This window comes from Halobacillus massiliensis (genome assembly GCF_900166625.1).
GTDB classification, from domain to species: Bacteria; Bacillota; Bacilli; order Bacillales; family Halobacillaceae; genus Halobacillus_A; species Halobacillus_A massiliensis.
The window spans coordinates 763,755-787,148 of record NZ_LT800499.1; the positions used below are offsets into that span (position 1 = coordinate 763,755).

A 23,394-nucleotide genomic window follows, 5' to 3' on the forward strand; every position below is an offset into this window, starting at 1 on the left:
CGCTGCTTAGTAACAACATTTAAAAATGTACTATCCAGACGGTTTTTATTCAAAGTGAGGATTGGGTAGCTTAGAAGCGGATATGTAATCATATAAGAGATAAATAGATTTATAAGGCTTTTATACTAAATTTCAATAGTGATCATTTAATTTCATATATAATTGCTTGAATTTCTCTATATGTCTATCTTTATACAAGCTGGGCAGCAGCTGTTTTAAAAAGGCAGGGAGAATTTTAGAAGGAATGGTTGAATATAAACAGTCTGGTTGGTATACTTTCAATCATTGAACAAATATCTATTCAAAGGAGGATCTTTTGAATGAAACATAAAGTTTTGCTAACTTCTGCAGTTACAGGCGCAGGAGACACGATTCAAAAAAATCCAAACGTACCAGTGACACCAAAGGAAATTGCAGAATCTGCGATTGAATCTGCTAAGGCGGGAGCGACAGTTGCTCATGTGCATGCACGTGACCCTGAAACAGGAGGTATCAGCCATAATGTTGACCATTATCGTGAAATCGTTGACCGTATTCGCGAGTCTGAAACAGATGTGATCATTAATATTACTTCCGGTGGGGGAGGAGATTTTATCCCGAGCTTAAACACGCCTGCCGCCGGTGGAGATGGTACAGATATTCAAACCCCTTCAGAACGCCATGAGCCGGTAGGAGAGCTGCTCCCGGAAATGTGTACATTAGACTGCGGCAGCACAAATTTTGGAGATATGATTTACATGAGTCCGACCGACTGGCTTCGTGATCAGGCGAAAATGATTCAAGAGAGTGGTGTAAAGCCTGAGCTCGAATGTTTTGATACAGGTCATCTTCGTTTTGCTAATCAGCTTGTACAGGAAGGCTTAATTGATGGCGATCCAATGTTTCAGTTTTGTCTTGGTATTCCATGGGGAGCAGCAGCAGATGCAGAAACCATTCTTTATCTGAAGAACCGTCTGCCGGGGAATGCGCACTGGTCCGCATTTGGTATTGGTCGTATGCAGATGCCCATTGCGGCACAGACAGCGATGCTTGGTGGAAATATCCGTGTCGGCCTGGAGGACAACATTTACTTGTCTAAAGGAGTGCCGGCAACGAACGAACAGCTTGTCGACAAAGCCGTGACTATGCTTAAAGGTATGGACCTTGAGCCAATGACACCCGAGGAAGCACGCGAATTTTACAACTTAAGAAATCCACGGGGAGGAAAATAAGTATGAAAATAGCAGTAGTAGGAACAGGAGTTATCGGTAATGGCTGGATAGCCCGTATGCTTTCACAAGGCCATGATGTAATCGCGACAGATCCGGCAGAAGGTGCGGAAGGACGCATGCGTCAGGCGGTTGAACACGCGTGGCCATACGTGGAAAGCCTCGGCCTTGCAGAAGGAGCATCCAAAGACCGCTTAACCTTTACTGAAAATTTATCACTAGCGGTTAAAGAAGCAGACTTTATTCAGGAAAACGTTCCGGAAGTTGAAGAATTGAAGCAGAAAGTACTGAAGGACATCGACTATTATTCCAAACCAGATGCACTGATCGGCTCAAGTACTTCCGGCATCAAGCCGTCTGAACTGCAGGAAAACATGCAGCATCCAGAACGCTTTGTCGTTGCTCATCCATTCCATCCGGTTTATATCCTGCCGTTAGTGGAAATTGTACCAGGAAAGCAGACAAGCAGTAACAATATTGAGAAGGCAAAGACTTATTATGAAAGTATGAAGATGAGTGCTCTCCACGTACGTCATGAGATTGAAGGTCATATTGCTGATCGTCTGCTTGAGGCGATCTGGAGAGAATCTCTTCACATTGTGAACGAAGGAATTGCAACAACAGAGGAAGTGGATAAAGCATTTACTCACGGTGCAGGACTCCGTTATGCTCAATATGGGCCATTCTTAACTTTCCATCTTGCAGGGGGAGAAGGCGGGATGCGTCACATGCTGAAGCAGTTTGGTCCAGCCTTGAAAAAACCTTGGACAAAGCTTGAAGCTCCTGAGCTGACAGATGAACTTTATAATAAAGTGGTGACAGGATGCGAAGAACAGTCGAACGGAATGACAATGGCTGAGCTTGATCGAAACAGAAACGAGTTCCTCATCCGCCTTTATGATCTTGTCCAGGAATACTGGCCGCAGGAAACAGTAAAAACTCATAAGTAAGGAGGACGAAAGATGACTTATTCTTTTAATAGAACGGTCCCTTCTGAATGGGTCGATTATAACGGTCATATGAATGATGCGGAATATAATCATGCATTCAGTTTGGCAACGGACGCTTTTATTGATTACATCGGTTTGAGTGAAGAAGCACGAAAAAAGTGGAATTATACTATTTTTACTTTAGAAACCCATACATGTTATTTGCAGGAGATGAAAGAAGGAGAAGAATTTGAGGTTACTCCACAGCTTCTTGATTATGATTCTAAACGAATTCACCTTTTTTTAAAGATGAAAAATAAGCAGGGCGAAACTACGGCCACATTAGAGGAACTGCTAATGGGGATTGATCAAAAGCAAGGGCGCGGTGCACCGTTCCCTCAGGAAGTAGCTGACACCGTTACCGATTTTTATAAAACTCAGGCAAATTTAGAAATACCAAAGCAGGCAGGACGTACGATCGGAATTAGAAGGAAGTAAAAAAAGACAAACAGCTGTGGCTGTTTGTCTTTTTTAAAATATTTAAGGAGCCGCTTTACTCTGTGTCCTTTTTTGTTCTAATTGTTTCGTAAGCTTCTCTTTATATTTGGATTCAACCAATATATATAAAAAGTCACCTGCTTTAATCTCAGTTTCTCCATAAGGCGTAATGACGTGATTGTCCCTTATAATCGCATTGATGTTGGCACGGTTAGGCAGCGAAAGTTCACGAAGCTTCTGGCCGACAACAGCAGATTCTTCATTTGTTTGAAATTGAATCATCTCAGCAGCGACTTTTCCCATAGAAATTAACTCAATGGAATGGTGGGGTACATCTTTTTTCGGGCCAACAAGGTTTAACTTTTTAGCGATCCAGGAAATGCTGGAGCCTTGTACTAAGGCGGAAGTCAGAACAATAAAGAAAACGATGTTGAAAAGCGTTTGACTGTTCTCCAACCCTTCTACTATTGGGAAGGTCGCTAATACGATTGGTACTGCACCACGCAGGCCAGCCCAAGAAATAAATATCTTTTCTTTAAATGAGTATTTCATTTGAATCAATGAGATAAATACAGCGATTGGCCGTGCTAAGAGAATTAACACAAGAGATAATATAATCCCATTGATCATAATTTCTGCAGAGAAAAGCTGGTCAGGAAAGACGAGCAGCCCAAGGATAATAAACATAGCAATCTGGGCCATCCAGGCAAATCCTTCGTTAAATTGGAAAATAGAATAACGATAGGTCAGCTCCCGGTTCCCAACGACAAGAGCAGCGACATAAACGGCCAGGAAGCCGCTTCCGCCGATAAAAGCAGTGATTCCATAAGTTAGAAGAGCAAAAGCGACAGATAGGAGAGGATAGAGAGCGCTTGAGCTTAGTCTGATTCTATTAATAGAGAAAGAGGCCAGTCTTCCTAAAACAATACCTAAGATTAATCCAATTCCCATTTGCAGGAAAAAGGTAGGGATCAGCATCCAAATGGAACGGTCCGGTATTGTAATAAGCTCGATAAAGGATAAGGTCAAAAACACGGCCATAGGATCGTTTGTTCCTGATTCGGCTTCAAGGGTAGCCCCCATTTTTGCCTTAATGTTCCGTTCTTTAAGTGCTGCAAAAACTGCAGCTGCATCGGTTGAGCCGACAATAGCCCCGAGGAGCAGACCTTCAAGCAAAGTTAAATCAAAAATCAGGTATGCTGTGTATCCAATAATCCCTGAAGTAAATAAGACTCCAAGTGTAGCCAGCGATAATGAAGGGAGAGCAACTGAGCGTACCGTTGCCCATTTCGTATGAAGACCCCCTTCAAAAAGGATAATCACAAGGGCGAACACACCGATCAGCTGAGCCGTACCGGCATCATCAAAGTACACGATTCCGAGGCCATCGCTCCCAACTAGCATTCCTACAATGATAAACAGAATAAGAGCAGGGACACCCCACCGGTTCGAAAATTTTGCAGCCAGAATACCGCTAAAAAGCAAAAAAGCAGCGAGAAGTAAAAAAGCATCAGTTCCAAAAGCATTAAAAAACATAGTTGTAGTATGATTCTCCTTTGTGATTATTAATAGATTAAATTATTAAAACAGCTGCGGCGAACCGGAGAATATATTATGTGTAGCTGGATTGATAGTAAACCGCTAAGGTGAATTCTGAGTTTTCCTTAACCCGAGGGTTTTTAAAATTTTCTGATGAAAATACTTGAGTATACATAAAGGGATCAGGAAAGTGGAATAGAGGCTTGGGATCTTTCGGGAGTGGAAGAGAAACCTTTTGATTCACAAGGACAGAGTGATCAGCCAGCGTACGCACAGCTGAAAGGGTTTCATCTGTTTGTGAGCTGGACGTTAACCATTTTATTTTTTCATTAGGATAAGTGATCGAGGAAAAACAGATCAACAGCATCCCAATCATAATCACAAGTGTTCGGATATTTCTTCCCTCCCTTACATAGTCTCCATTTTCTATTATATCAATTCGAGAAGAATGAAGAAATTAAAGAGTCTTCTCTATCTGCAAATAATTTAAGCGGAAGCAACAGAAAAAGGCGTCCCCCGACGCCTTTTTTGGTGCACTTTTTCAGTGTAAGGAGGTAAATCGCGGGTAAATTTAAAGAGTCACGGGTAAGCTTTTAAAATCGCGGCTAAATCCCTAGATAGCGGCCAATTCACCAAAATCGCGGCTAAATCCCTAAAGTCGCGGCAAACAACACTTCCTCAAGCCCCCACTATCTTAGCTTTGTTCTTGCTCAATGTCTTCTGCCTCTGAAGTCTGCACAATCCGCCAGGGATGGGAATAGACGTTAAACGATTCGCCGCGGATAAACCCTACAGTCGTAATATTTAAGTCTTCTGCAAGCTCAATGGCTAAATTAGTGGGGGCCGATTTTGAGAGCACGATACCGATACCGATTTTAGCAGCCTTAAGCAGTACCTCAGATGATATTCGACCACTGAACACCAGCACTTTATTTCGTACAGGAATTTCGTTCATCAAACTGTAACCAAACAGCTTATCCAGAGCATTATGCCTTCCGATATCAGCTCGGTCTACAATCAATTCCTTCTCGTCACATAAGGCGGCATTATGGACGCCCCCGGTGTTTTTAAAGAGCTGGCTGTTGGACTGCATTTTTCTCATCAGCTGAATGCACTCTTCTGCTTCCAAAGTTGTCTTAGACATGGAAGTTTTCGCTGTCCGGGCATCATTTTGAAAATAAAACTGCCGGCTTTTCCCGCAGCACGATCCAATAAAGCGCTTGGAAAACTGCTGCTGGTCCGTTTTTATTTTGGAATGAAGCTTCACGTAAGCAGTGCCCTGCTCTTGATCAATTTCAAGGCCCGCGATCTCTTTTTTAAAAAGGATCACTCCTTCTGAGGCAAGAAAACCGATGATCAACTCATCTAGATGAGTGGGAGAGCAGACCATCGTGGCAAATTCTTCACCGTTGATATATATGGTAATGGGATATTCAATTGCGATTTCATCTTCGACTTGCTGCCATTCTCCCTTTACATATTTCGTAATGGATCGGCTTACACTCATATTTTGATCCATGGTTACACACCTAATTTCTAATCATTTTGTATCAATTGTAAGCCTGATTTTCACTAAAAAACAAGTGCCATGCATTGACAATTTCCTATTGCCAGGTTAAACGATTTCATGCTATTCTTTATTAGAATTCATAAAGTTGTAACAAGTTTGATGCGAGTCAGCGACCCTGACGCCGGTTAAACGACAAACACATGATACGGCTGTTGGGCCAATAGTAGCGAATCCTGCTATGTACTAACCGCTCATCTTTCTAGTGAAGAGAAACCCTATTTGGCATTCTCTTTTTTAGGAAGCTGTGCGGTTTTTTTATGTGTGGAGTCATGTCTCACCCTTCAAAGAGAAGCTGCCAGACTTCTATAGGAAAAGCAAAACTTGCTGTCTTCTTAAAAACTGCTTCTTTTTATGTATAAGGGTGTTAAAGGCTTCCAACAGCCAGAAAAAAAGGAAGTGGACAATGTGCAAAAAGTGAAAAACAGGTGGCTGATTGCTGCTTCAGCCGTAGGTATCCACCTGTCGATTGGCTCTGTTTATGCGTGGAGTAACTTCACGACACCATTAGTCGAGCAGTACGGCTGGTCATCAAGTCAGGTACAGTTTACGTTTAGTTTGGCCATTTTATTTCTAGGCTTATCTGCTGCGTTTCTCGGGCATTTTGTGGAAAAATACGGTCCCAGAAAAGCAGGGCTGCTTGCGGCTGCCTTTTTCGGTGTTGGTATGTTTGGAGCAGGAATCGGGGTTGATCTTAGTTCACTGCCGCTTTTGTATATATTCTACGGCGTACTTGGCGGGATCGGGCTGGGTGTTGGTTACATTGCTCCTGTTTCTACACTCGTCAAATGGTTTCCTGACCGCCGCGGCCTTGCGACAGGTCTTGCCATTATGGGCTTTGGATTTGCGGCAACGATCAGCAGTCCGATTATGAATTCACTCATTGGAACTGTCGGGATCGCGAACACTTTTTACATACTTGGAGTTTCTTATTTCGTGATCATGATAGCTTCCTCTTTGTATTTAGAAAAGCCGCCAGAAGGCTGGATGCCAAAGGGAATGAAAGAAAAGCAGGCAGCCGGAACGCAGAGTGTTAAAGAAGATTTAGCACAGCTGACCGCCAATCAGGCTGTGAAAACACCTCGTTTTTACTATTTGTGGCTCATGCTTTTTATTAATGTTACTTGCGGAATCGCTATTCTTTCGGCAGCGAAGCCGCTGGCTGAAGAAAGTATCGGGCTTTCCTCTATAGAAGCTGCCGCTCTCGTCGGAGTTTTAGGGATTTTTAACGGTCTCGGAAGAATCGGCTGGGCATCGATTTCTGATTACATGGGCAGAACGAACACGTACACGACGTTTTTTGCAATTCAAATTGTATTATTTGCTGTTCTGCCTTTAACGTCACATGTTATATTGTTTCAAGTAATGCTTGCGATCGTGTACACTTGTTATGGTGGAGGTTTTGCCTCTATACCGGCTTACATCGGCGACCTTTTCGGCACGAAACAGCTGGGAGCGATCCATGGCTACATTTTAACAGCGTGGGCTGCAGCAGGCCTCGTCGGTCCAATGTTTGCAGCCTGGATTAAAGATACAACAGGAAGTTATGGAGGAAGCTTAACGTTCTTCTCCGGCTTGTTCGCCGTTGCGTTAGTCATTACCTTCCTGATGAGAAAAGACATTAAGAAGATCCAGTCACAGAATATCGAAAAGAAAGCTACGGCATAGTTTCCAATAAGCAGGAGGAATTGCATCGTGAATAAATACGAAGCAGAATTCAGTAATCTTGTCCGTGCTTTTCGCAAGAAGCATATGGGAAAAGGACCAAGACAAATCACTACGACTTTTTGCAAAAACTGGGCGATCTGCGAGATGGAAGGAAACTTATCTCCTGTAGAAAAATTCATCGCAGAAGCCGACCAGGGAAAGCAGATGCTGAGGGCGGCACGGACGGAAATGGTTAAGGAAATGTACCGTAAACACCGTCCCGTGGAAATGGAAGAGCTCTTAGGCAGCCCGCTTGTTGATTTGTTTGTTGATATTGATATAGAAAAAGACTTCGGCATGTCGATCTTTATTTTCGATAAGAACCTCGAAGAAGAACTTAAGAAATAAGGTTAGGCACTTGGCAGCGAACCTGCTAAAGACTCAACCACCGCAAAATGAGTTCCTTAATTTGGGACAACCATTTGCGGTGGTTTTTTATATAATAGAATCAAGGAGATGAACGAAAATGGGGAAAACCAAACACCAAGGACCGATTAAAATATCAAAGAAACCGGCGCCTGAGCATTGGGTCAGTCCCGTACCATTCGGCTTAGGAAAAGTAAAGCCGAAGCATATTAGAGACACGATGAAAATCATGTGGGAAAACAAAGATAACATCAATTATGCAAAAAACATTCTGACAAAAGGTGTTTGTGACGGCTGCGCTCTTGGTGTATCAGGCCTTCAGGATCAGACACTGAAAGGACCGCACATTTGCACGACCCGCCTGAACGTCTTAAGGCTGAGTACGATGCCTGCTATGCAGGAAGACATTCTTCATGCCGATATTAATGAATTGAAAAAATACTCAAGCAAAGAGCTGCGCCAGCTGGGCAGGATTCCATACCCATTGATCCGCCGCAAAGGAGAAAATAAATTTTCCCGAATCAGCTGGGATGACGCGATGGACATGATCGCTGATAAAATAAGAAAGCTGAATCCAAAGCAGTACGGTTTTTACTTAACATCCCGCGGGATTACTAATGAATCGTACTATACAGCCGCCAAGGTATCACGTTTTCTTGGCACAAATCATGTGGACAATGCTTCACGTATCTGTCACTCGCCCTCTAAGACAGCCTTAAAACGTTCGGTTGGTATCGGAGCGAGCAGTGCCAACTATCAGGACTGGATTGGAACAGATGTCCTCGTGTTCTGGGGTTCTGTTGCCTCCAACAGTTCACCGGTATCTACGAAATATATGCTGGCTGCCAAGAAAAAAGGGACGAAGATCATCGTCATCAATCCATACAAAGAGCCGGCAATGGATAAATACTGGGTCCCGTCCAACGCCGAGTCCGCGCTGTTTGGTACAAAAATCGCTGATGACTTTTATCAGGTGAATATCGGTGGAGACATCGCGCTTATGCACGGTATTATGAAGCACTGGTTTGAGATGGAGGAAAGCAAACACGGTTCTGCGATCAATCATTCATTTGTGAAAGAGCATGTTAACAACTACGAGATCTTAAAAGCGAAAATCGACGAGCAGACGTGGGAAGAAATCGTTACATCATCCGGAGTAGAAAAAGAAAGAATCATCGAGCTGGCTGAGCTGTTAGCCAACAGTAAAAATGCCGTCTACGCATGGGCACTTGGCTTAACGATGCACTCGTTTGCAACAGATAACATATCACAGGTTGCCAATCTGGCTTTGCTTCGTGGACATTTAGGCAGAAAGCATGCAGGGCTCATGCCTTTTCGCGGCCACTCAAGCGTGCAGGGCTCCGGTGAAATGGGAGCAGATCCATTCGTACTGCCTGGCGGCGGCTGGGATCCAAAAAATATGGAGCGGATTCAGGATCTTTGGAAATTTGAACTTCCTAAATGGCAGGGCGATATTGTCGGTGTGTCATTAGAAAATGCCGCATTGCCCGATGATCATGAACGTAAAATGAAGCTCTATTATATGAGCGGCGGGAATTTCCTTGAAACAATGCCGAACCCGGATTTTATTGAACAGGCACTGTCTCAACTGGACATCCGTGTACATCAGGACATTATCTTTAACACGTCTACACTTGTGGAAGCTAAGGAAGCCGTTATCGTACTGCCGGCCAAAACCCGCTTCGAGCAGGAAGGCGGAGGAACATCTACTTCAACGGAGCGTATGGTTTACTATTCACCAGAAATCGAAGGAAACAGACAGGAAGTCGAAGAAGCCCGTGCCGAGTGGAAAATTTACATCGATCTAGCGAAGCGCGTGAAACCAGAAACCGCTCATCTTGTAGACTTCAAGAGCGGTCAGGAAATCCGCGATGAGATTGCTTTAGCCAATCCGGATTATGATGGCATTCAGCATTTGAAAAAACAAGGTGATGTCTTTCAATGGGGAGGAGCATGGCTTTGTGAAGGGGGAGTCTGTCCGACACCAGACGGCCGCGGGAACTTAATTCCAATTGATATCCCGAACCTCAACAAGCCGGAAGGAACCTTCTACATTACAACACGCCGGGGCAAACAGTTTAACTCGATGGTCTATAAGGAAACAGACCCGTTCAACGCGTTCGGCCGTTATGACGTATTAATGAATGAAGAAGACGGAATAGAACATAACATTACTGATGGTGAACATGTTGTCGTATATAATCAGCACGGTACCTTCCAGGGAAAAGCGCGGTTTGCTGATATTGCAAGAGGAAATATCGGTCTTTACTTTCCTGAAGGTAACTTCCTTATACCTAAGGGAGTCTACGACGTGCCGTCCGGGATTCCGGAATATAATGTAGCGGCAAAAGTAGAAAAAGCTGAAAGGTATAATGCGAGAAAAGATGTGAAGTATGTAGAGAAGGAAATAGAGGATTTACAGACTGTAGCAGATTAAAAAAGTATAGGAAATATTAAAAAGTCACCCATCAGCTAAAGAGTTGATGGGTGACTTTTTCTAAAACCAATAGCAGCCAAATGCTATGAATAAAATCGTGAGACTAATAATCTTCATCCAAATAGGAATATTATCATTTTCCGATTGATTCACTTCATTTTCCTTCTGCTCTACCTGTGTCTGATAGTTTGGACTGCAGCATCCCATCAGGCCGTCGGCTTCAGCTCTTCCTCAAGAGGAATATTCTGACTTAATCCCCTGCGTGCAGCAATGAAGAAGGCTGTTACGATACCTGCTGTAATAATGGCGGCAGCAATATACGATACGTTTATCGGTAAGTTTAATCCGATCGGTGCATTAAGAATATAAGTGAAAGTCGCCATCGTCATAAATGTTGCTGGAATCGCAGCGATCCAGTAATTTTTTCTTGATAGGAATAAGTACATGGCTCCTACCCATAAGGCAATAACAGCGGTTGACTGGTTTGCCCAGGAGAAATATCTCCACAGTAATGTGAAATCAACACGTGTCAGCACGAAGGAAATGACAAACAGCGGCAGGGCAATCCAAATCCGGCTGGCAATTTTCTTCTGAGAAACCTTAATATAATCAGCAATAATCATACGGGCGCTTCGGAACGCTGTGTCTCCGGAAGTAATCGGAAGGACAATAACACCAAGCACAGCAAGTGTTCCACCTACAGCACCAAGCATGGCAATAGATACTTCGCTTACAACAGCAGCAGGGCCACCATTAGCAAGTATTTCATTAAGACCTGCAGATCCGTTAAATACGCTCATAGCTGCGGCTGCCCAGATCATCGCGATAATTCCTTCTGCAATCATCATGCCGTAGAAAATGCGGCGGCCTTGTTTTTCTTTCTGAGTCGTTCTTGAGATAATGGGTGTTTGTGTTGCATGGAAACCAGATAAAGCTCCACAGGAAATCGTTAAAAACAACAGCGGGAATATTGGTGCATTATCCGGGTGCATGTTCGTTAGGCTGAGCTCTGGAATAGGAGCGCCTGTAATAACTAGAGAAGCTCCGACACCAATCGCACTGATTAAAAGCAGGGCTCCAAAAATCGGGTAGAAGCGGCCGATGATTTTATCAATGGGAAGCATAGTAGCCAGCAGGTAATAAATGAAAATCGCTGCGATAATAATCGGCAGGGACAGCCAGCTGCTCGTCATATTGTGCAGCAGATCAGCAGGTGCAGTAACAAAGACAGTCCCTACTAGTACTAGCAATAAAATTGCAAATGCGTTCACGACGTGCTTCATTACTTTTCCTAAGAACTTACCGGCAAGCTCAGGAAGGTGAGCACCACGGTTACGAATAGAAATCATACCCGTCAAATAATCATGAACGGCCCCGGCGAAGATACAGCCAAACACAATCCACAAAAAGGCGACAGGCCCATAAAGAGCTCCTAAAATTGGACCAAAAATAGGTCCGACTCCGGCGATGTTCAATAACTGAATCAATGAATTCTTCTTTTCTCCCATCGGCAGATAATCCACACCGTCACCGTGCGTATAAGCCGGTGTCTGGCGGTCTGTATTTATACCAAACGTTTTTTCAACATATTTACCGTACGTAAAATAACCTGCAATTAAAAGGGCAATACTCGCTAGAAACGTAATCACAACAGCTTCCTCCTTATAATGTCTGTAATCGCTTACAGTGATCGTAACAAAAGAGCGCTTACATTTGACGGATTATGTTTAACATGTCGAATTTTCAGACTGACATGTAAAAAAACCGCCCTCAAATTAGGAGCGGTTTTACAATTCAAGCTGTTTTCTTAATCCTTTTACATAATTGCGGCTTACTGAAAGCTTATCTTTCAAACCACGAAGCTCAAGTTGATAGGCTCCGTTAAACCAAGGAGTTAAACGATCAACATAATCGAGATTAACGAGATAGCTTTTGTGAATGCGAAAAAAGGAAAAAGCCTTCAGACGTTCTTCCACTTCTTTTAAAGTCGACTTTGTTCCATACACATGATCCTTCTCAACGATTTTCGTAAGTCTTTCTTCGCGGTAAACGTAAAGGATATCCGCCGGGTTGAGGTAATGAATCTCATCATCTCCCTCAATAGCCAGTCTGGAAGGCCGGGAAGCTGTTTCTTCGGCCGGCTGCAGTTTTTTCTCTAAGCGGGTGATCGCATCACCCAGCTGTTCTTCATCAAACGGTTTGAGTAAATAATCAACGGCTTCATGCCGAAAAGCTTCCACTGCAAAATCCGGATAGGCAGTCGCAAAGACAATTGCCGGCACTTTTTTTAATTCCTGCAAAGATTTTGCAACTTCCATGCCATTCATTTTTGGCATTTCCACATCTAAAAAAATGACATCCGGCTGGAGCTGAATGGCTTTCATAATAGCTGTTTCTCCAGAATCAGCTTCTCCAGCAATATCTATGGAATCATAAGCTTTGAGCAAAAAGATTAGCTCTTCCCGGCTAAAGCGTTCATCATCGACGATCAGTGCTTTTATCGAACCCATTTTAAGCGGATACCTCCTTTCCTTTATGAGGAATAACAAATGAAATCGTTGTGCCGTTTCCAAGCCGACTCTCAATGTGGAGCTTCGATTTTTCCCCATGCATATGCTCTAACCGTTTATTTACATTTACAAGGCCGAGTCCTGTTCCTTTTTCAGACGGGACTTCTTTATCACCAAGTGAAGCCAGGCGCTCAGAGGTAATCCCGCTGCCATTATCCTGTACAGTAATTCTTACATTCTCTCCTATATCCCGGATTTGAATTGTGATTTCACAGTTCTCATCCTGATCTTTGATTCCATGCTTAATGCAGTTCTCAACGAGAGGCTGCAGCGTGAGAGGCGCAATTTTTACAGTTAGAGCAGATTCATCCACATCGTAATGAACCTTCAGTTTATCGACAAACCTTGTTTCTTCAATCATCAAGTAGGATTTCACATGCTTTAGTTCTTCTCGAAGGGATGTCCACGTTTTTGTAGTGGCTCCCAGGTTCTGACGGAAGAAATTTGATAAGGCGATCAACAGCGAACGAGCCCGATCCGGCTCTGTGCGAGTTAACGACACGATGACATTTAACGAATTAAATAAAAAGTGGGGGTTCACTTGAGCCTGCAGTGCTTTCACTTCAGCTTCTCTTGCCAGCTCCTGCGCTTTTTCGGCTTCTGCAATTTCAAGCTGCTGTCCAAGCAGAGCGCTCAGTCCCTGGATCAGCTCTAGAAGGACGTTGGAAATTTCTTTTTCAGAGTGTACGTAAAACTTCAGAGTTCCTACAACTTCCTGTCTTTTCTTAAGCGGTGCAATGACGGCGGCACCGAGTGGACAGTCAGGATGGCTGCAATTAATGTCCTCATGCTTAGCGACGATCATTATTCCCTGCTGAATTACTTCTCTTGTAGCATGTGTCTGAATCTCTTCCCCAGCTTTATGATGATCATCAGCCTGTCCGACATGGGCAAGAATCCGTTCCTGATTCGTCATCGAAATGGCGCTTACCTGAACTTCGTTATAGATGATCTGGCACGCTTTTTGAGCTGAATCTTTCGTCAATCCTTTTCTTAAATAAGCGACCGTTGACTCAGCCAGCTTCAGCGCTTTTTGTGCCTGCAGTGCACCCGCTTTTTCTTCTTCATTTAAAACATTTCTAATAATCAGCAGAAAAAGGGCAGATCCTACACCATTGGCAATAATCATCGGCAGCCCGATATCCTGGACAAGGGCCCATGCCCGTGCAAAGGGCTGAGAGACGGCTAATATAATGCCCATCTGTACCGTTTCAGCCAAACCGCCGACGAGTAAAGCGGTCTTCAGCTTCAAAGGTTTATCTTTTTTATGGAAAAAGCCCGCAATTACACCGGCAACGACAGCGGAAAGGCCGCATGCAAATCCTGTGAAGCCTCCGAGCGAGAAGCGGTGAATGCCGGCAATAAGACCGGCACCGATACCGATTCGATAGCCGCCGAATAAGCCTGCTGTTACAATCCCAATTACTCTCGAGTTTGCGATCGCTTCACTTTCCACTAAGTCTGTCGCCCATCGTCCGAATTCCAGGGAGCTTGTATCATAAGTAATGCCTGTATATGTGCCGATAATGCCAAACAGCCCAAAAAATCCAATCGCCATCAGCTGCTGGTCACGATTCAGCGACTTACGGTCGATCAGCTCACGGAAGAAACGGAATCTCGTAATGATAAAAGCCACCGTTACGATAATACCAAGCCGCTCAAGCATCGGAAGAAATAATTCAAACATCTGTCTCGTCCTTTCAAAAAGCCTGATTATTCTTATTGTAGCATGGTTGAAAACGTTTCATACAAACGGAAGAATTCCCCCTGTTTATTACTTAAAACAGGCATGCTATATTGTCACTAAGTGTTAATTTGGAAATTAAAGGAGAAGGAGGAGGAGATTGCGTTATTTTATATTAGGAATTCTTATCGTATTGGTTATTTCCGGTTGTGACTCACAACCGGAAGCGGTAAGAGCGGGAGACCCGGTTATTGAAGAAACAGAAGAAAACGGGGAATACACAATTGAGGGTCATGAAATTTATAAAGAAATAGTAACCCAGGAAGAAATAAAACAGGTAAAAATCCTAATTGATCAATTTGAAAGTATGAATAAATCACCAGAAAAGGTTTCAGCACCGCCTGATTTATTCTTTGAATTATATGAGCCGGAAAATAGTGTATCTATCCATCAATTCTATGTATGGACTAATACTAAAGGCAGAGCGACAGTCAGAAATAGTGACGGAGATTATTACCGGGTAAATGAAGAAGATACAGAAACGTTACTTGAACTACTAAGAAAATGACCAGTCAACTTGTAAACAAGGAGGAATAACATGATGCAAAACCCAGAGGTTCTGATCATCGGGGCAGGTCCAACAGGTCTTATGATGGCAAATCAAATGGAACGGTATGGCATAAGCTATCGGATCATTGATAGAAAGAGTGGGCGTTCAAAGTATTCTAAAGCCTTAGTGATACATTCCAGAACATTGGAAATGATGGGTCTGCTGGGGATGTCCGAAAGTTTTGTTAAGAAAAGCTTTATAACTCCTTCTCTGCACTTTTACTATGAACGGAAAAAGTTATTTGAAATAAGTCTCTCCCATCTTCGTCATCAAACGAAGTTTCCTTTTCTGAGTATAATGCCACAGAGTGAAACTGAAAAACTGTTAGAAGAAGAGTTGGCTAAGGGGCTTGTAGAATGGAAGACCGAACTGATCGATTTCACCCAAACCGTGGACAGGGTAGAGGCTGTAATCAAGAGCGGAGATACAGAGGAAAAGGTGGCCGCCAAATATGTAATCGGTTGTGACGGCGCGCGCAGTACGGTTCGTCATTTTCTCGGTATGCCCTTTGAAGGGAAATCTGAGAATGTTCATGTCATGCTGGGTGATGTAGAAATAGATGATCAAGAATTATCAGGAAATCCGCACTTATTTACAACAGAGAGAGGGCTGCAATTTTTCGCCCCCTTTCAGGATAAATATACTCGCGTCATTGCAATTGATTTTAAGAAACAGGGAGATCACTTTCCAAAAGAAGTCACAATGGAAGAACTGCGGGATACGGTGGACAAAATATATCCAGGCACGCTGAATTTAGAAAACCCGTATTGGCTGTCGGCCTTTTCTGCTTCCCACCGTCACGTTCCTGCCTATCAGGATAATCGGGTCTTTCTAGCTGGAGATGCGGCGCATATTCATAATCCGCTGGGAGGCCAGGGCATGAACGTAGGACTGCAGGATGCTGCCAATTTAGCCTGGAAGATTGCGTATGTGCTGAAATATAATCTTCCTTCTGCACTTTTACATTCCTATCATGAGGAACGCTGGCCTGTAGCTGAAGAAGTAATTCAAAGAACGAACCTATTGCTCAAAGGCATGAGCTTACAAAATAGAAAACTCATTTCTTTAAGAAATAAGGCACTAAAGTTACTGTTTCGTTCGGCTGCTGTTCAAAAAAAGATCGTCGAGAATTTATCACAGCTAAACGTAAACTATCCCCCTGCTTTTGCAAAGAAAAAAGGCAACATCTCAGGGATGCGGGTTCCTGACGTTTCCCTATACAATCTGACAAAAAAAGAAACAAACCTCTACAGCTATCTTCAAAGCGGGGAATGCCTGCTTCTTATTTATACAGAGGAGACTGCTCTGCCTAAGATGATGGAACAGGTGAACAGGTCGATCCACTCCTTTCGTGAGAAAGCAGGTCCTTTTCTCATGCCGCTTTTCGTTGTCCCTAACGATCTGTCAGGAAATCGAGAAGATTCAGGCCGAGTGTTAATCGACGGGAAAGGGGAAATGAAACAAACCTTTGGCCTTCAAACAGGAGATCTTATCGTAATAAGGCCAGATGCCTATACACTGATCCATACTAATAAAGGACATACAGCCATGAAAAGCCTAATAGATTATTTAAGGAACTAATGGTAGCTTCATCTTTTTTACCTTAATACTTTTGATTCATTCATTGATTTAGAGATTTAGTTTTTACAGGGTGTGGTAAAAGTACTTATGTACGTACATTTATCCAAAAGGAGGCGGTGAAAGTGGAAGAAACAAAAGTCGAAGAGCAAAAGAGCACAATGCCACGTATCGGCGACCAAGCGCCGGACTTTGAAGCAGCCACTAGTCAAGGGAATATCAGGCTGCGAGACTACCAGGGGAAATGGTTAGTATTATTCTCGCATCCATCAGACTTTACACCTGTTTGTACGACAGAGTTTGTCGGGTTTCAAGAGATTTATCCTGAACTGAAAAAGCTAAACACAGAACTTCTCGGATTGAGTGTCGACAGCGTACCTTCTCACATTGCCTGGATCCGCAGTATTGAAGAGAACTTTCATACGAACATTGAATTTCCTGTCATTGCAGACCTGGATAAAGCAGTCGCTACAAAATATGGAATGATTATGCCGGGAGAAAGCCAGGTAGAAACAAGCCGGGCAGTTTTCGTAATCGATGATAAGAAAAAAATCCGATCCATTATCTATTATCCACTGACAACTGGAAGAAATATGAACGAAATTTTAAGACTTGTTAAAGCCCTGCAAACAACAGATGAACATGGTGTTGCCACTCCTGCAAACTGGCAGGAAGGGGATCAAGCTGTTCTTTCACCACCAAAGTCACAGGAAGAAGCAGCTCAAAGAGCCCAGGAAGAGGGCATCGACTATATAGACTGGTATATATCTAAAAAGAATATTTAAATATTTTAAAAGGCTATCTTACATTAGATAGTCTTTTTTTATTGCAAATACAACAAAAATCAATTAACATTACATTATGTTGCATTTACAACAAAATAAGGAGTTCAATTATGAAAGAGATACTTCGTGAAATCGGCATGATCGCAAGAGCATTAGACACTATAAGTAATATAGAATTTAAAGAATACCACCTTACAAAAGGCCAATATTTGTACCTTGTCCGCATATATGAAAATCCAGGAATCATTCAAGAAAAATTAGCTGAAATGATCAAAGTTGATCGAACTACAGCTGCCCGTGCTATAAAAAAGCTGGAAATGAACGGCTTTATTGAAAAGAAAGAAGATGATCATAACAAAAAGATAAAAAAACTTTTTCCAACAGAGAAAGGGGAAAATATCTATCCCTTTATAAAAAGAGAAAACGATTACTCCAATACAGTGGCCTTAAAAGGGTTTTCCGAACATGAAGCAGATACTCTTTCCAGTCTGCTTGTAAGAGTACGAAAGAATGTAGAAAAAGACTGGGAATCTGTGAAAAAAGGAAATAAAAGAAATTATTAGATAAGGAGAGGTATAGTGGAAATGACGATAACTCTGCAAAAATGTACGCTGGAGGATTCACAAACACTTCAAGAAATCAGTTCCCAGACATTTTATGAAACCTTTAAAGATCAGAATTCGCCTGAACACATGAAAGCGTACTTGGATAAGGCTTTTAGTTTAACTCAAGTTGAAAAAGAACTAACGAACAAGTCTTCTCAATTCTTTTTAGTATATTATGAACAAGAAGCCGCCGGGTATTTAAAAGTCAATACCAATGACGCTCAGTCGGAAGATATGGGAGAAGACTCACTTGAAATACAGAGGATTTACATCATAGAGAAATTTCAAAAAAACGGAATTGGCAAATATCTGTTTAATAAAGCGATGGAAATGGCTCGGGAAGATAATAAAAAGAAAATCTGGCTTGGTGTTTGGGAGAAAAATGAAAAGGCTATCGCCTTTTATAAGAAATTAGGGTTTGAGCAAGCAGGAGCTCATTCTTTTTATATGGGAGATGATAAGCAAACAGATCTCATAATGATCAAAAGTCTCTAGATACTTTTTAAGGGGGATGTTTATGTACATACCAAGACATTTTAAAATGGAGAATGAAGAAGAAATAGACGATTTTATCGAAAATAACGGATTTGCCATATTATTTTCACAACATGAAGGAGACCCCTGTGCTACTCATCTTCCTCTGAAGTTAAATAAGTCGGAGAATGCTTTGTACGGTCACTTTGCACGTGCCAACAAACAATGGAAGGATGCTGAAAACCAGCAGGTCCTTGCCGTATTTCAAGGCCCTCACTGCTATATCTCACCAACGTGGTACGAGACAACTAAGGCCGTCCCTACGTGGAACTATGTGACTGTTCACGTATATGGAAAACTAGAGCTTATCGAAGATAGTAAGGTAATCTATGAATCACTGAATGACCTGGTAACACAATATGAAGCTTCAGGTAGTACATATCATTTAAGTGATCTGGAGCCTGGCTTTATTGAAGGAATGAGCAAAGGAATTGCAGCGTTCAAAATAAAAATAGATAAGATAGAAGGAAAAGCTAAATTAAGTCAAAATCATTCTGATGAACGGCAGAAATTAGTTGTTGAGAACCTGGAGAAGACTTCTAACCAAGATAATTTGCAAATAGCGCAGCTTATGAAGAGAAATTTGAAGTAATATAATAAGGGTAAATATTTAAATAAAGGGCGGGCACGCTTACGTGGTCGGCCTCTTTCTTATTATCCAGATGAGAAATACTAGAATTATATTATTTTTTTGATGTTATCCTACTGTTGCAGTAGTGAAATTATAAATACATAATTTAGGTGATTTCCATTGGAACTTAAACAAATATTAAGTGGAACAGCAACGATTCTTACATTTATCGGATTTCTTCCTTATATCTTGGGGACACTTCGCGGTTCAATTAAACCGCATTACTTCTCATGGGTCATCTGGTCGATTGTTACAATTATCGTCTTCTTTGCTCAAATTCAGGGTGGTGGAGGCCTGGGGGCATGGCCCATTGGTATATCTGGGATTATTACTGTAGTCGTCGCGATATTAGCATACAGTAGGAATACTGAAATAGAGATTACTCTGTATGATTGGATGTTTCTCCTGCTAACTTTGTCCGCTCTGCCTTTCTGGTATTTCACCTCGAACCCTTTTTGGGCTGTTCTCCTGTTAACGACTGTGGAATTGCTTGGTTTCGGCCCCACTTTAACTAAAGCCTATCAACGACCATGGGAAGAAAACGTCACATTTTTTGTCCTCTTTATGATTAGGAATGCTTTGGCCATAACAGCACTTGAACGTTTTACTTGGACAACCGTTATGTTTCCTGCTTTTGGAGCTGCCTCCTGTCTCATTCTTATTTCAACCATCCTGATTCGAAGAGCCAGTTTGACCTCAAGCTAAGTGTGAAATTTCGGTTAAGAAACTAAGCTGAATAAATGATATGGGTTTGATTTATTACAAATGGGAGCGTAACTAATACCTTGTAATCCCATTGTTACGGTGTAATCCCACATAGTACCGAAAAATGTCATAATTAGAACTCCTGCTGCAAATTCCACATGCTAGGGTTTCTTTTACTTTCTTTGAAAGCACATAAAAGTTAAATCGTATTAAGCAGAGAGTCAGAAGATACCATAGGAGAGGTAACAGCATATACTTAGGATCTATAGGAGAGGATTCCATATGAATCTATTATTATCAGCTACTAGTAAATTTAATATCGGGGATATGATCGCTCAATTGTTTTTCTTCTTTATCCTGGTTTCTATAGTAGTTCTAATTGTTTCATTTATCGTAAGGGCTGGATTTGTTTTCAATGACCAGAGGTTTTTTATATGGATTCTTAATGGTCGGATTATTTGTTTTGGTGGGTGGTTCTTTATTATACGGTGTTTTATTTCTTAAGAATTTATTGTTTTAAAAGGAGTTTTTTTCGCGGAAGCTTCAACATCTCTGGAAGCGTTGAAAATATCAGTGAAAAGATAAATAAATTGGATGTCTTTATAAGCCGTGTATAACGTTTAGACATGTAAGTTTAAACAAGGGAATCCCACTAGGAAGGAGTCAAATATGTTAGTGAGACTATCGTTTATTTTGGGAGCTTTATCTATTCCTGTTTCTATACTGTTAAATAAAGAAGCATCCGGAATAATAGCTGCACTGTTTTTTATGTTTTTAGGTGCTTATTTCACTAAACCCCGATTTAAAGGAAAACGCCAATAAGGAATGGAGGGAGTTCTGTATCTTTATTGGCGTTAAGGGTTAATTTCTTCTGGCAAAATAAACACTTGTTACCATTAGTGATAAACAATGTAGGACATATAAAATCGCGATTAAGAAAAATGAAAAGGAAATACCTTCGTAAACAATAACAACGGCCCAGGCAATTAAAAACACAACCAATGTGATGTTCCAGGAACTTGCTTTCGCTTGATTCCTTATTTTTTGCTGACGCTCATCAAACCACCTATTTTTCTTACCAATTCTCTTGTTAATAAAATAAGTAATGATAATAAATGCTACACCGATACCTAATCCGGAAAGGGCAACTAAGGTGTTAAAAAGACTTTCAGTCAATATTTTCATCCCCCTCAAAAATAAATAAATCTTCAATCCTACAATTGAAAATTTGGGCGAGCTTGTGTGCTAAAACAAGTGAAGGTTTATACTTGCCTTTTTCAAGCGAAATCACTGTTTGTCTGGACACATTTAATTTGAGGGATAATTCTTCTTGAGTAATGTCCATAAAATTACGCTTCTCCCTGATGAAATTTTTCATTTGTCCTCCCTCATTAATGTAAAGTTAGCTATACGTAAAGCTTACTTTACTTTGAGTGCGATGTCAATTGAATATTTTGCAATAATTTCTTTGACAAACTTGGCGATTTTTTATTGAGTTAACTGTAAGTATATGGAACGATAGAAGGAGAATGGCTTTTTGACCACTCTGGATGATCTTTATGAAAAAGAAAGGGTTCTTTAGGGAGGGATAAGAAACTGAGTAAATATGCGAAAAAATCAGTTGTTATAGGGATCATCACTTTCTTATTATGTGTGATCTTCTTTTTAACCATTTCTTCACCCTCTCCATTTATAGGCGGAGGTGGTTGCTTTTATTATCTTCGAAATTAGCTTTTATCACTTTTATGGTCGAGAAAAAATAAACAACTGTTGAATTTAGTCTAGCAGTTACAAGTGTAGGGGGATAAAGAAATGCCAGGCCTTGAGTCTATGGTTGATTTTAAAAAATTATTAAGTATTGAGCTTCAAATTTAAACGAACTAAATAACCAATTAAGATCTTCCTTTGTAACAGAATCATTGATTGTAGAGGGAGAAATGAACCTTAAGGAATCCGATTTTAATGCAGAAAAGAGCCCTCTTGGTAATTCTTTGTGGAGTTATGAACAAGAGCCCAAAACGGATATAAGCAATAAAGAACTTATAAACGTTACATCTTGTATTTATTTACGAGAAGTCAAGCTTACTCCCATTTCTAATCTAAATGCTCCTATGTTTTTGGAAGAGTTTATACTTTTCTCTGATCACATTTTAGGAATTACATTATTAAAATAAGCGGTTTAGTAATACAACGGATTTTATGAAAGGCTGTCATTTACATGATAATTAAGGACAAGATTTATGGTGAGTTTGAAGTAGAAAAGGTACTGGAAGAGTTAATACATAGCAAACCTGTTCAACGACTAAAAGGAATTCATCAGGGAGGCGCAAGCTATCTTGTTAATAACCAATGGAACGTCACAAGATACGATCATTCCATCGGTGTTATGCTTTTAATCAGGAAGCTGGGAGGCTCTGTTGAAGAGCAGATTGCGGGATTGCTGCACGATGTATCCCATACTGCTTTTTCCCATGTTGTTGATTATGTATTTAAAAATAAAAACGAAGATTACCATGAAATGATTTATAGTTCTGTAATTTTTAAATCTGAAATACCTGAGATATTAGCCAAATTTGGTTACCATTACGAAGATATACTATTAGATGATTCGAAATGGACGCTGCTTGAACAGCCGGCACCTGAACTGTGTGCAGACCGCGTTGATTATACATTAAGAGATATGTTTGAATATGGCCAGATTTCGCTGCATGAGGGAGCCGCTTTTTTAAAGCAAGTAGTCGTGGTGGAAGGGAAAATGTATCTCAAAGATCTTGAAGCAGCCCAATGGTTTGTCAGCACCTATTATAAAGAAGTGATCGACTTCTTTATGGATCCCCTCAATGTATATGGAAATGATGTGTTAGCGCAGACGTTAAAACTTGCTCTGGATAAAGAAATCTTAACACATGATGACTTTCTTGGAGAAGATGAAGCGGTGATTGAAAAGCTAACAGCTGTGAATGATCAAGAAATCCAAGCCCATTTAAGACGTCTTCATCAACAGGTAAGGGCAATCGAAAACGAAAAAGATTATGATATTTACCGAAAAGGCAAGGTTCGCTTAATCAATCCGTCAGTTTTTAATGGGGAAACTTTAGTGAAAGCTTCTCAGCTCTCTAATGAAGTAAAGAAAATGAATGAAGCGGCATATGCAAAATCAATGAAAGGCAGTTATATAAAAGTATTATTCTTTTAAACCGCTTGTTTACTGGGAAAATATTTAGTGTGTAAAAAGTAATATTCAACATGGTTTTGAAAAGAAGAGGTGATCATCAATGATGAAGCAAAAAATAACAACTTTTGTTTTAATTGGAGGCTTTGCAGGGGCAGCAACGGATGGAGTCATGATAGGAGTGGGCGCATCAGCACTTGTATTTATCGGCTATCAGCTTGAAAAACAATTAGAGAAAGAATAATTAA

The 23,394-nt window shown here is 41.3% G+C and carries 22 protein-coding genes; 15 read left to right on the top strand and 7 right to left on the bottom strand.

Annotated elements, in window-relative coordinates; all coding sequences use genetic code 11:
• Positions 1-320: 320 nt before the first annotated feature.
• From B7E06_RS03785 to B7E06_RS03795, 3 genes are read left to right on the top strand one after another with little or no spacing between them, the layout of a single operon-like run.
• Entirely contained in the window at positions 321-1,211 is an 891-nt protein-coding gene (locus tag B7E06_RS03785; protein WP_082232737.1) for a beta-keto acid cleavage family enzyme, read from the top strand.
• A gap of 2 nt (positions 1,212-1,213) precedes the next feature.
• Positions 1,214-2,158 (top strand): 3-hydroxyacyl-CoA dehydrogenase NAD-binding domain-containing protein, encoded by a 945-nt coding sequence (locus B7E06_RS03790; protein WP_082232738.1) that lies wholly within the window; start codon positions 1,214-1,216, stop codon positions 2,156-2,158.
• A gap of 12 nt (positions 2,159-2,170) precedes the next feature.
• Complete coding sequence (locus B7E06_RS03795) at positions 2,171-2,635, top strand: thioesterase family protein (RefSeq protein WP_082232739.1); 465 nt, start codon at positions 2,171-2,173, stop codon at positions 2,633-2,635.
• Between the two features lie 42 nt (positions 2,636-2,677).
• On the opposite strand, the gene B7E06_RS03800 is transcribed toward B7E06_RS03795, so the two are convergent.
• Positions 2,678-4,171, bottom strand: coding sequence for a potassium/proton antiporter (locus B7E06_RS03800; protein ID WP_082232740.1), 1,494 nt, complete (start codon positions 4,169-4,171; stop codon positions 2,678-2,680).
• Positions 4,172-4,868: 697 nt separating this feature from the next.
• Positions 4,869-5,693 carry a formate dehydrogenase accessory sulfurtransferase FdhD gene (fdhD, locus tag B7E06_RS03810; protein WP_082232742.1) on the bottom strand — a complete coding sequence of 275 codons (825 nt, stop codon included), beginning with the start codon at positions 5,691-5,693 and terminating at the stop codon, positions 4,869-4,871.
• A gap of 465 nt (positions 5,694-6,158) precedes the next feature.
• On the opposite strand from fdhD, the gene B7E06_RS03815 reads away from it, so the two are divergent.
• From B7E06_RS03815 to B7E06_RS03825, 3 genes are all read left to right on the top strand, one after another.
• On the top strand, positions 6,159-7,409 hold the full coding sequence (locus B7E06_RS03815; protein ID WP_245807795.1) for an L-lactate MFS transporter: 1,251 nt from the start codon (positions 6,159-6,161) through the stop codon (positions 7,407-7,409).
• Between the two features lie 27 nt (positions 7,410-7,436).
• Complete coding sequence (locus tag B7E06_RS03820) at positions 7,437-7,796, top strand: Na-translocating system protein MpsC family protein (RefSeq protein WP_082232744.1); 360 nt, start codon at positions 7,437-7,439, stop codon at positions 7,794-7,796.
• Positions 7,797-7,914: 118 nt separating this feature from the next.
• Positions 7,915-10,272, top strand: coding sequence for an FdhF/YdeP family oxidoreductase (locus tag B7E06_RS03825; protein ID WP_082232745.1), 2,358 nt, complete (start codon positions 7,915-7,917; stop codon positions 10,270-10,272).
• Between the two features lie 206 nt (positions 10,273-10,478).
• Here the strand turns inward: B7E06_RS03825 and B7E06_RS03830 are convergent, their stop codons facing one another.
• From B7E06_RS03830 to B7E06_RS03840, 3 genes are all read right to left on the bottom strand, one after another.
• Positions 10,479-11,921 (bottom strand): carbon starvation CstA family protein, encoded by a 1,443-nt coding sequence (locus B7E06_RS03830; protein ID WP_082232746.1) that lies wholly within the window; start codon positions 11,919-11,921, stop codon positions 10,479-10,481.
• Between the two features lie 138 nt (positions 11,922-12,059).
• A complete protein-coding gene (locus tag B7E06_RS03835) occupies positions 12,060-12,782 on the bottom strand; it encodes a LytR/AlgR family response regulator transcription factor (RefSeq protein WP_082232747.1) in 723 nt (240 codons plus the stop codon).
• A gap of 1 nt (position 12,783) precedes the next feature.
• Positions 12,784-14,529 carry a sensor histidine kinase gene (locus B7E06_RS03840; RefSeq protein WP_082232748.1) on the bottom strand — a complete coding sequence of 582 codons (1,746 nt, stop codon included), beginning with the start codon at positions 14,527-14,529 and terminating at the stop codon, positions 12,784-12,786.
• 157 nt (positions 14,530-14,686) lie between these two features.
• On the opposite strand from B7E06_RS03840, the gene B7E06_RS03845 reads away from it, so the two are divergent.
• From B7E06_RS03845 to B7E06_RS03875, 7 genes are all read left to right on the top strand, one after another.
• A complete protein-coding gene (locus tag B7E06_RS03845; protein WP_082232749.1) occupies positions 14,687-15,094 on the top strand; it encodes a YhfM domain-containing protein in 408 nt (135 codons plus the stop codon).
• A 30-nt stretch (positions 15,095-15,124) separates the two neighbouring features.
• On the top strand, positions 15,125-16,717 hold the full coding sequence (locus B7E06_RS03850) for an FAD-dependent monooxygenase (protein WP_082232750.1): 1,593 nt from the start codon (positions 15,125-15,127) through the stop codon (positions 16,715-16,717).
• Positions 16,718-16,839: 122 nt separating this feature from the next.
• Positions 16,840-17,499 carry a peroxiredoxin gene (locus B7E06_RS03855; protein ID WP_082232751.1) on the top strand — a complete coding sequence of 220 codons (660 nt, stop codon included), beginning with the start codon at positions 16,840-16,842 and terminating at the stop codon, positions 17,497-17,499.
• A gap of 110 nt (positions 17,500-17,609) precedes the next feature.
• Positions 17,610-18,062, top strand: a complete 453-nt coding sequence (locus tag B7E06_RS03860; RefSeq protein ID WP_082232752.1) for a MarR family winged helix-turn-helix transcriptional regulator — start codon at positions 17,610-17,612, stop codon at positions 18,060-18,062.
• A gap of 21 nt (positions 18,063-18,083) precedes the next feature.
• On the top strand, positions 18,084-18,599 hold the full coding sequence (gene paiA, locus B7E06_RS03865; protein ID WP_082235894.1) for a spermidine/spermine N(1)-acetyltransferase: 516 nt from the start codon (positions 18,084-18,086) through the stop codon (positions 18,597-18,599).
• Between the two features lie 22 nt (positions 18,600-18,621).
• Positions 18,622-19,230, top strand: a complete 609-nt coding sequence (locus tag B7E06_RS03870) for an FMN-binding negative transcriptional regulator (RefSeq protein ID WP_082232753.1) — start codon at positions 18,622-18,624, stop codon at positions 19,228-19,230.
• A 159-nt stretch (positions 19,231-19,389) separates the two neighbouring features.
• Positions 19,390-19,974 carry a hypothetical protein gene (locus tag B7E06_RS03875; protein ID WP_082232754.1) on the top strand — a complete coding sequence of 195 codons (585 nt, stop codon included), beginning with the start codon at positions 19,390-19,392 and terminating at the stop codon, positions 19,972-19,974.
• Between the two features lie 861 nt (positions 19,975-20,835).
• Here B7E06_RS03875 and B7E06_RS03880 read toward each other — a convergent pair.
• Together B7E06_RS03880 and B7E06_RS03885 are read right to left on the bottom strand one after the other, a co-directional pair.
• Positions 20,836-21,150, bottom strand: coding sequence for a DUF2178 domain-containing protein (locus tag B7E06_RS03880; RefSeq protein ID WP_082232755.1), 315 nt, complete (start codon positions 21,148-21,150; stop codon positions 20,836-20,838).
• Positions 21,143-21,352, bottom strand: coding sequence for a helix-turn-helix transcriptional regulator (locus B7E06_RS03885; RefSeq protein ID WP_082232756.1), 210 nt, complete (start codon positions 21,350-21,352; stop codon positions 21,143-21,145). Before B7E06_RS03885 ends, B7E06_RS03880 begins: the two co-directional genes overlap by 8 nt.
• Before the next feature lie 840 nt (positions 21,353-22,192).
• Between B7E06_RS03885 and B7E06_RS03895 the strand changes: the two genes are divergently transcribed.
• Positions 22,193-23,170, top strand: coding sequence for an HD domain-containing protein (locus B7E06_RS03895; protein WP_082232758.1), 978 nt, complete (start codon positions 22,193-22,195; stop codon positions 23,168-23,170).
• Between the two features lie 79 nt (positions 23,171-23,249).
• Positions 23,250-23,390 (top strand): hypothetical protein, encoded by a 141-nt coding sequence (locus B7E06_RS21715; protein ID WP_179133940.1) that lies wholly within the window; start codon positions 23,250-23,252, stop codon positions 23,388-23,390.
• The last annotated feature ends 4 nt before the right edge of the window (positions 23,391-23,394 follow it).